8 protein-coding genes are annotated in these 10485 nt (G+C 31.2%); all 8 read left to right on the forward strand.

What is annotated here, in order from left to right:
* The coding region (locus DN394_RS23300) for an ATP-binding cassette domain-containing protein (protein ID WP_149294291.1) at window positions 1-420 on the forward strand (420 nt) is incomplete at its 5' end.
* Window positions 421-436: 16 nt separating this feature from the next.
* Entirely contained in the window at window positions 437-2266 is a 1830-nt protein-coding gene (locus DN394_RS23305; protein ID WP_000897825.1) for an FtsX-like permease family protein, read from the forward strand.
* A 493-nt stretch (window positions 2267-2759) separates the two neighbouring features.
* Window positions 2760-3926, forward strand: coding sequence for a hypothetical protein (locus tag DN394_RS23310; RefSeq protein WP_064470465.1), 1167 nt, complete (start codon window positions 2760-2762; stop codon window positions 3924-3926).
* Window positions 3927-4252: 326 nt separating this feature from the next.
* The gene (locus tag DN394_RS23315; RefSeq protein ID WP_000444074.1) at window positions 4253-4939 is read left to right on the forward strand and encodes a response regulator transcription factor; all 687 of its coding nucleotides are present in this window, start codon (window positions 4253-4255) and stop codon (window positions 4937-4939) included.
* On the forward strand, window positions 4936-6018 hold the full coding sequence (locus DN394_RS23320; protein ID WP_000757765.1) for a sensor histidine kinase: 1083 nt from the start codon (window positions 4936-4938) through the stop codon (window positions 6016-6018). Before DN394_RS23315 ends, DN394_RS23320 begins: the two co-directional genes overlap by 4 nt.
* Window positions 6019-6539: 521 nt before the next feature.
* Window positions 6540-7853, forward strand: coding sequence for a D-alanyl-D-alanine carboxypeptidase family protein (locus DN394_RS23330; RefSeq protein WP_064470659.1), 1314 nt, complete (start codon window positions 6540-6542; stop codon window positions 7851-7853).
* Window positions 7854-8401: 548 nt separating this feature from the next.
* On the forward strand, window positions 8402-9511 hold the full coding sequence (locus DN394_RS23335; protein ID WP_252197157.1) for an acyltransferase family protein: 1110 nt from the start codon (window positions 8402-8404) through the stop codon (window positions 9509-9511).
* Window positions 9512-9712: 201 nt separating this feature from the next.
* On the forward strand, window positions 9713-10303 hold the full coding sequence (locus DN394_RS23340; RefSeq protein ID WP_000265882.1) for an SGNH/GDSL hydrolase family protein: 591 nt from the start codon (window positions 9713-9715) through the stop codon (window positions 10301-10303).
* Window positions 10304-10485: the final 182 nt, after the last annotated feature.

The following is a 10485-nucleotide window of genomic DNA, read 5'->3' on the forward strand; positions in this document are numbered from 1 at the left end:
CTTCAAGGTGTTTCATCACGTAATATTGGACCGAAAGTAGAAAAAGTAGCGGATATGCTAGGGATTACAGAAATTCTTCAAAAGTACCCATCTGAAGTATCTGGTGGACAAAAGCAGCGTTCAGCAGCAGCACGTGCGTTAGTGCATGAACCTGCTATTATTTTAGGGGACGAGCCAACTGGAGCTCTAGATTCCAAAAATGCAACGAGTTTACTTGATGCCATGACAAGCCTAAATAAAGAGCAAGGTGTATCCATAATGATGGTTACGCATGATCCTTACAGCGCAAGTTACTGCCAGCGTATTTTATTCATTCAAGATGGTGAGTTATATAAAGAACTTCATCGCGGTGGTACCCGTGAAGAATTCTATAAAGAAATTTTAGACGTGCTTGCAAACTTGGGCACACAAAAAGCGTAAGGAAGGAAGTTCAATCATGTTATTTAAGCTTTCTATGTCAGGCCTAAAAAGTAAGTTGCAAGATTACATTGTTTTACTTGTTGGTCTTATTGTCTCTATTTCAACTTTTTATATGTTTCAAACGCTAGCATCCAATAAAACGTTCCTTGAATCTAACTCTTCTATTAGGGATATTGTGTCTGTATTTAAAATTGGTTCCTTTTTGTTAGCGGTTATCACATTTTTCTATATTTTATATGCAAACTCTTTCTTATCAGCTCTTCGTCAAAAAGAATTTGGTATGTATATGATGTTAGGAGCAAAAAAGCATAAAGTTACCTTACTTATGTTTATCGAAACAATTATATTAGGTGCCACATCTCTTTTGATTGGAATTACAATTGGTGTTGGACTTGCAGAAGGTATCGGTCAGCTATTAATGAAACAACTCGAGTTTGCTGGCGAAGGTTATAAAGCACTTTATCTGCCATCTATAGCTATTACTTGCGTCTTCTTCTTTGCACTATTTATATTATCAGCAATTATGAATAGTATTAAATTATCTCGTATTTCTGTACTGCAACTTGTACATGCAGATGAACAAACAGAACGTGTTGCCATAAAAGGAAAAATGACCGTTGTAATTGCATTCCTTGGTATTCTTTTATTAGGTATTGGTTATGCATCACTGATTTATATGTCATATGCAAATTCGCTAATTGTTTTGGGATTAATGGCCGTTGGATTAATCTCAGCAACCGTTGGTACTTACCTAATATTTGGATCACTTCTCCCAGTTATGATTAACAAGCTAAAGAGTAATAAAAAACGTAGTGAAAAAGGCCTCAATGCTTTTACTTTTGCACAATTAAATTTCCGCATTAATGGTCTAACAAATGTGCTTGCAACAGTAGCAATCTTAGTGGCTCTGGGTGCTGGTGGAATTGCTTGTGGTATGGCATTTAAAAACAACATCCTAAACATGACAGATCAAATACGAATTTACGATTCAGTCATTCATAATCCAACAGCAGAAGAAAAGACAATTTTGGATAATATCTTATTTCAAGAAAAACTTGAATATCATTACAAAGTTGATGATAGGTATGTTTATTATCTTAAAGAAGATTTAGAAAAAAATCGCCCTTTCTTGCAAGGTATGAAAATAGAGAAAGTTTCAGAGGAAATACCCATTGGTGCATTTTCAATAAAGTGGGTTAAAGGAGAGATGAACACAAAACAATGGATCCAGGCTTTCAGAACGATCCAGTCAAATTATGTGTATCCTGATTATGAAATAAAAATTGTAAATCAAAACATCTACGATGGGCTGAAGGGTAAAGAAAGTACTGTGTTTATGGGGAAAACAGATGATTTTGGATCATACATAAAAGAATGGAAAAAACTTGATGAATTACAGATAGCAAAATATAAAAATGTGAAAGCGGAAGAATTGGATAGTAAGTATCAAGCGTATATTGTGAGTCATGATTTTGCCAGCGGACTAATGTTTATGGGTTTTTTCGTTGGTGTTGCATTTTTAGCAATGATGGCAAGCTGCTTAATGTTTAAAATTTTATCCGGTGCATCCAAAGATAGTACACGTTACCAAATGCTTCGTAAAATCGGTGTTCGCCGGGAGTTATTAATACAATCAATTTATAAGGAGTTATTCTTCGTATTTTTAGTCCCAGCAATTGTGGGTATTGTTCACATATTAGTTGGTATGAACATGTTCAGCGTTCTTTTGGCTGATCCGTACTTTCGTATTTGGCTACCAATTATTATTTTCGTAGTGATTTACTCGATTTACTATGTGATTACAGTTCAATTGTATAAAAGAATTGTACTTCCGAAAGAAGGTTAATGTAATAATATTATGTATACTAAATATTGACAGAATTGCCCTCCGTTATGCTGAAATGAAAAAATACCATGTAAGCAAAATAGAAAGTGAATTTGAGATATAAATATGCAGCAATGAGCGGCAGAAAGTGTTAGAAGAAAAGTAAATACAAGTAGGGGGCCATTTCATCTATAACTTACAAGAAGATATGTATAAGCAATTAAAAGAGAAAAATACTATTCTTTCTATATCTTAATCATGAAGGGGCCAGATAGCATCGTTCCTACATTGAGTACTAATTTATCCTCATTTGTAGGAACGATTGCACTATCCCTTACAATAAAATTGAATTATCATCCAATATAAATTGTTAACTACAATAACTACCTTGTATTCATGGTATCTATTGTAGTTATTATTTCAAATTAGGCCTGCACCAAAAAAGTGTTAATTAACATAAAACTTGTAAACCTTATTCATCATAAGGATTATCGTTTTAGAAAAGGAGTGTATGTTGAAAAAATTTTTAAAGGTAATTTTAATCTTATTAGTAATATTTATAGGAAGTATGTTGGGAAGCATAATTTTAAATAAAACATATCATACTGAGTTTAAGTCTTTAGATAACACAGATCAAAACATGTTAAAAGAATTATATACTATTTATAAGAGCTTCGAAGAATCGAGTGATAAACTTTGGAATGAAGATTATCGCTTCGAAAAAATGCCATTGGTTCTGATACGTAGTAATAAAGACGGGGGATTCTTTAGACAAGAAGCTTATGCAGTTAATGTAACGGGATTAGAAAATAGTATTTTTGCAAAAGAAATAAAAGTTCCCAATTCTCTGCATTTACCTAAAGTCTATCGCTTAACTCGTTTTGATTTTAGAACAATTTCTACCTGGATTCCTTGGAACTTTGGGACAATAAATATGAACGATATGGATGTATTTTATTTAAAATATTATCCTAAAATGTTTAGTAATCCAGATTTATATTTTGATTTTTCGTCTTTCTTATTACATGAAGCTTTTCATGCTTATAAACAAAAAGATTGGACATATGATGCAAATGGTAGAGAGTTTATTTACGAATATCCGATTAATAAAGAAAATTACGCGCTAATGGGATTAGAATTTAAGTTATTAGATAAAGCGATGATTGATATGAACCCAGAAAGTATTAATAAGGTATTATATGATTGGACAATTGTACGTAACTATCGCTTGAAAAAATGGCCTCAATTAATTGGAGAAACAAAAACGGAAGCGATAGAAGGTTCAGCACGATACTTAGAGTATCGATATAGTAATTTAACTGGTGGAAATCTTATGGTACTTGCAAAGAAACAGAAGCCATATCATGTTACTTTTATGGAGGCGTTCAACTTTATTGCTAATGGACAGGCAGAATCTCCAAAGTTTTTAGAACGGAATATGAAATATGAGACTGGTTCAGCGCTTGAATTAAGCATGGATAAAGCAAATATACCATGGAAAGAAGCTATTGAAGATAGTGCAATCAAACAAGGAAAGACACCATATGAAGTATTAAATACGTACTTTAATATAAATAATACACCCACAATTGAAAATAAAATTAAAGAAATTAAAGAGAATAATGACTATGAAACACTTTTAGAACAAGGAGAAAAACTGGTGAAAATAAGTAACAAGTAAAAAATGAGATTTGCAAAAGAATATCCTTTAAGATCGTATTGAAGAGGATATTTTTTCTTTTTATAAGTTTTATAAAATAATGGTGTAATAAAAAAATTAATTAAAATAAGGAGTCATAAAGCAATTATTTTTTATTAAAAGTTAAATTTTATGGAGAAAAAAATATTAATTGTAAATGGATCTCAAGAAAATTGTAAGACGTTATCTTTTATACTGATTATATTATTTTTGTTCTTTCAATTAGAGGTTTACAAAAAGGCGTATAAAAATGTACCACTTGCTTATGCCTTTAGTTGTTCAATACGAGAAAATTGTGGAGGAATCATATGGAGTCAAAAATTCTTATTGTTGATGATGATAAAGAGATTAGAAATCTTATCTCTGTATATTTGGAAAATGAAGGTCTGAAAACTCAAAAGGCTGAAGATGCTATTGAAGCGTTAGAACTGTTAGAAGAAAAGCGATTCGATCTTATTATTTTGGATGTTATGATGCCAAATATGGATGGTATTGAAGCGTGTATGAAGATTAGGGAAGAAAGAAATATGCCTATTATCATGCTTTCTGCAAAATCAGAGGATATAGACAAAATTCAGGGTTTAGCCTCTGGTGCCGATGATTATTTATCAAAACCGTTTAATCCGTTGGAGTTAATCGCTAGAGTAAAATCCCAATTAAGAAGGTTTAAAAAATATAATACAAATGCAGATAATGATAAAAGTATACTAGAAATTGGTGATTTGACTGTAAATACAGATACACGTCAAGTATGGATAAGAGGCACGGAAGTAAGGCTAACTCCAAAAGAGTTTGATATACTCGAACTACTTGCTCGTAACAAAGGAATTGTTCTGAGTGTTGCAAAAATATATGAAGCAGTTTGGAAAGAGGTTTTTTATAAATCGGATAATACCGTCATGGTACATATTACAAAAATAAGAGACAAAATTGAAGAAGATTCTAAACATCCAATTTATATTAAAACTGTTTGGGGGATTGGGTACAAAATATGAAGAAGGTTAGGTTTAGAAATAAGATAATTATAAAACTTCTTGGTGCTGTTGCAGTTAGTTTTTTTGTTTCGTTTGGTTTAACAATCCTCACTTTTATATATATCATAATTCCATTAACTCTAAATCACTATCTTGATAATCTTAGTGCATTTGAAAATAATATACTTACATTTCTTATATTCGCGTTAGCGATCTTTACTTTTATAATCATTTTTTTAATATTGGTTCGAAAGAAAATAGTATATTTGAAGCTCATTTCTGATAATGTGAATGATATTGCCAATGGAAAACTGGGTTTGACAATTGAGATCGAGGGAAAAGACGAATTGACTCAACTTGCTCAAAATATTAATTACATGTCCAAGGAATTGGAGAATACATTTGAACAGGAAAGACGATTGGAACGTACAAAAAATGAACTCATAACCAACGTATCTCATGACTTACGCACACCATTGACATCTATTATCGGTTATGTAGATTTATTAAAAAGAGGGCAATACGACAGTAAAGCACAATTACAGGAATATCTCGAAACCACTTATTTAAAATCACAGAGATTGAAATATCTAATTGATGAATTATTTGAGTATACCCGTTTATCAGACAACGATGCCAAGTTAAACTTTAATGAAGTTGATTTATCGGGTTTATTGGAGCAAATAGTTGGGGAATACACTCCTATATTTGAAAAGGAAAGTTTAATTGTTCAAAAATCAATAACGGAAGAATCAATACCTATTTTCATGGATGTAGAAAAAATGGTACGTGTTTATGAAAATCTGTTTATGAATGCGATAAATTACAGCATGAAGCCATCCGAATTATCAATATGTCTTGACGTAATTGATAATAAGGCAATTTTGAAAGTATCAAATAAAGCTGAGAAACCACCTGTTAGCGATCCAAATAAATTATTTGAGAGATTTTTCAGGGGTGATAAGGCAAGAAAAGATAATCAAGGAAATGGACTGGGACTCGCTATCTCAAAAAGAATTGTTGAACTTCATAATGGTAATATACATGCAGAATATAAAGAAGGTTGGATATCCTTTATTGTTGAACATCCGATCATATAGAATGGCTTATGGAATGAAAGGTTCCATAAGCTTTTTTTTAAACTTAAGAAACTTTTTAAGTTAATAATTCAAATAGGTCATTCATAGTAGGCATGATACTGATAAGTTAATTTTTTTATTTTTATAAAATAATTAATAGAATGAGGGAGAGTTCATTGATATGAATAATGGAAGAAACGATAGTAAGTTTAGCAACCAGTGTGCCTCAAAATTTAATCGGGACACACTGGTTTTATTTTTTATAAATGTGGAACAAATGTATTACTTATATTGTCTATTAAGTGTAATCCTAAAAAATATGAAAGTACGAATCATTTTGAAAAATACAAAGGTATTAAAAAGAGGGATATGTGTGGGAATACTAAGTGTCAGTGTGCCTAAAAGGGTGGGATGAGATGATTTATATGAAAGTCGTCCTAATGTCTTATATGTATATAGAATTTGATATCGCTGTCTATTTTTTGAAGGATTATGTTAGAATAACGCTTTTTTTGAGTACAAAGATATTGGAGGTAACAGAAGTGAAAGGTATGTTTTGCAAGAGATTTATTGCAATAGTAACAGTGCTTACACTATTTTGTAGCATAATTGTTACATCTGGAAGAGCATCAGCGGAAACAGTTCCTGTTTTAGACGTAGAAGCAGGATCAGCAATTTTAGTAGAAGCAAATTCCGGAAAAATTTTATATGAAAAAAATGCGGATGAATCACTAGCAATTGCTAGTATGACAAAAATGATGAGTGAATATTTAGTTCATGAAGCGGTGGATAAAGGAAAACTTAAATGGGATCAAAAAGTTAAAATCTCTGAATATGCATATAAGATTTCGCAAGATCGCTCATTATCAAACGTTCCATTAGAAAATGGTGGCTCTTATACAGTAAAAGAGTTATATGAGGCAATGGCAATTTACTCTGCGAACGGTGCGACAATTGCTTTAGTTGAAGAAATTGCTGGAAAAGAAGCCGATTTCGTGAAAATGATGAATGATAAGTCAAAAGAGTTTGGAATGAAAAATTATAAATTTGTAAACTCTACAGGCTTAACAAACTATGATTTAAAAGGATATCACCCAGAAGGGACAACTCCAGACGAGAAAAATAAAATGTCCGCAAGAGATTGTGCGATTTTAGCACAACGTCTTATTCAAGATTTTCCAAAAATGTTAGATACAGCAAAAATTCCAAAAAAAACATTCCAAAAGGGTGGCAAGTATCCAATTGATATGGTGAATTTTAACATGATGTTAAAAGGTTTAATTAAGCAATACGAAGGTGTAGATGGGTTGAAAACAGGAACTACTCCAGAAGCCGGTGATTGCTTCACTGGTACAGTAGAAAGAAACGGTATGCGTCTAATATCTGTAGTGATAAAAGCAAACTCCCATACAGCACGTTTTGATGAAACAAAGAAATTATATGATTATGGATTTGCGAATTTTGAAGTGAAGAATATCTACGGAAAAGATTCAGTAGTAAAAGGGCATGAAACTTTGCGAGTTGCAAATGCGAAAGACAAAGATGTAGTAGTTCAAACAAAGCAAGCTGTTTCACTTCCAATGCCAAAGGGCAATAAAGATGTTTATAAAAAAGAATTTAAAGTATCGAATAAAGAACAAGAAGCGCCTATTAAAAAAGGTGTAACAATAAGTAAAATGATTATCTCGCCTAAAGATAATACAGATCCTGGGTTCTTATCAGGTAAATCATTACAAATAGACCTTGTAACAAAATCTGATGTAGAACAAGCAAATTGGTTTACACGTTTTATGCGCCAAATTGGATCTTTCTTTAGCGGTATATGGGATAGTGCGGTTGATATAGTAAAAAGCTAACTTTATAAGATAAAACTAAAAATTAATCTGAAATACGGAGTTTCAAAGTATTATGGATTTTTATGTAGATAGCTTGGAATGGTAGATTGCATTAATTCTCAAATTTGGTTCTTCAGAACTATTTGTAGTGGTAGTGCTATCAAGCTAAATTAAATTTGTATCTATATAATCAAAAAACGCTATTCTTTTTGTAGAAATATACAGAAAGGATGGCGTTTATTATGAATCTTTCGATTTAAAGGGTTCAGGTGCAAGGTTAGTTTCATAAAGTTACATGATGAAAAACCACCCACTATTCCATCAAATGACAATAAAAAATTAATATCCGGTACGTATTTCTGTAATTAGATTTTATAAAAATTTAATAAAATCTTTTCTTTGTATTAAATATTTTGTTTTAAATTATGTATATAAAGAAATGGAGGTCAAATTAACTTTGTACTGCTTATATTAGGAATTTAAAGAAACAATATGTACAATCCTCCCACTACATTCGTATAGTGGACTTTACGAACAGCAAAATCTACAATTTACAAGGAGAACATTTTATGAGTAAGAGAATAAAAGAATTAGATTCCATACGAGGGTTAGCAGCACTTACCGTGGTATTTGGACATTTTTGTTTAATGCTACCATCGTTGCCTAATTCTATTAAATTTTCCCCGCTTAGGATTTTATGGGCGGGTGGAGAAGCTGTAATCGTTTTTTATGTACTCAGTGGTTTTGTGTTATCTATGGCACTTTACCATTCAAAAACAAATTATTGGGGATATTTAATTAAGAGATTTGTAAGAATCTATATCCCTTATTATTTTTGGATAATCATTACCTTTGCTTTATTTATTTTATTTTCACCGTATGAAGTGGTAGGACTACGGGATTGGTTCTATGATAGGTGGCAAGGTTCTATAACAAAATTAGATATTATAAACCATTTTGTGCTTCTTAATAACTTTTTTACGGAAAATTATAATCCAGTTATCTGGTCATTGGCTCAAGAAATGCGTATATCTATTGTGTTTCCTTTCTTATTCCTTCTTTTTTATAAACTGAGTTGGAAGAAAACGATACTATTTGCTTTGAGCTTTTCTTTAATTAATGTTTTTCTTAATATGTTGCATATTGGGAAAGCTGAGGGGTTTTATAATGGTTATGCTGATACACTGCATTTTACATCTATGTTTATGGTTGGGATGTTACTTTTTAAACATCAGGAAAAACTTATCTACTCATATAGGAATATGAAAAAAATTAATAAAGGATTTCTTATTGCACTAGGGGTTATTTTATATTTATATTCCATTTTAATTTATGGTATTTCCCGTAATGATACTACTTTCTTATTAAAAGATTGGGGTGTCGTAATGGGTGTTAGTATATTTATTATAATGGCCATGAGTAACATAAAAGTAAAAGCATTTTTAAATAAGAGTGTGTTTGTATATTTAGGAGAAATTTCATACAGTATCTATTTGTGTCATTTTCCAATCATGATGGTACTATTTAAACTTTTGTATACAAAGATATCTATCTTATTCCTTCTTACTTTGTGCATTACAATGACACTCCTTTTTTCTATAGTTTCGTATCATTTAATCGAAAAGAAATGTATCAACTGGGCAAAACAAAGAACAACAAATTTTTTGAAAAAAGTATAATGACTAGAGAGATTTTATCTCTTTAGTAAATATACGAATATGACCGATTCCTAAGTATATTGGGAATCGGTCAATTTTGGATTCTAAATGTAAATATAGTAAAGTGGAATATAATTGAAATCAAAAAACACTTAGAAATAACAATTACGTTGTGAGCTATTGTATAGTATAGATATGGTTAAAAATAAAGGGGGACTACATATGTGGAAGCGATTTGTAGCGATTGGTGATAGTTTTACAGAGGGAATAGGGGATGAAGTAGAGGGAATTGCATTAAAAAGCTGGGTAGATCATTTTGTTCAACTGTGTGAAAACGATATAGAATATGCCAATTTTGCAAAGCGTGGGTTAGTAACTAAAGAAATTCGCTCGCAGCAATTGGAAAAAGCATTAACTTTTAAACCAGATTTGGTTAGTCTAATTGCAGGTGCAAACGACGTTTTAAAAGGACGTTGGAATCATAATGCATATAAGAATGATATGGAATTTATGATAAATACATTAAGTAAAACAGGTGCTGATATTATGATAGCAAATCTTCCGGATTTTACAGTAAGGCTTCCTTTCGCTTCTGAAAAAAAACAAATAATAAAGGAACAATTATTAGAGGCAAATGATGTTATATGTTCACTGAGTAGAGAGTATAAGCTTCATCATGTTGACTTTTGGAGTCATCCTTTAGTTAATGACAATACGCTTTGGTCTAAGGATTTAATTCATCCAAACTCAAAAGGATATGTAAAAGTTGCTGAATTGATTTTTAGTAGTGTGCTTGTACAGAAGACAGAATAATAGTTTGCAATGTAACGAATACCATATTAATTGTATTAAGCTATATTTTTTAGTAAATGGAGAGGACTAAAAATTTAACAAACAAAGCGTATCTACACTATTTTTCTACAGAAGTGTACAAATGCAGAATCATAAAGAAAGATCACTTATGGAAATAGGTGGTCTTTATACGTTTTTATAAC

Origin of the sequence: Bacillus sp. BB081 (assembly GCF_008368895.1) — a bacterium.
In the GTDB taxonomy this organism is placed as follows: Bacteria; Bacillota; Bacilli; order Bacillales; family Bacillaceae_G; genus Bacillus_A; species Bacillus_A wiedmannii.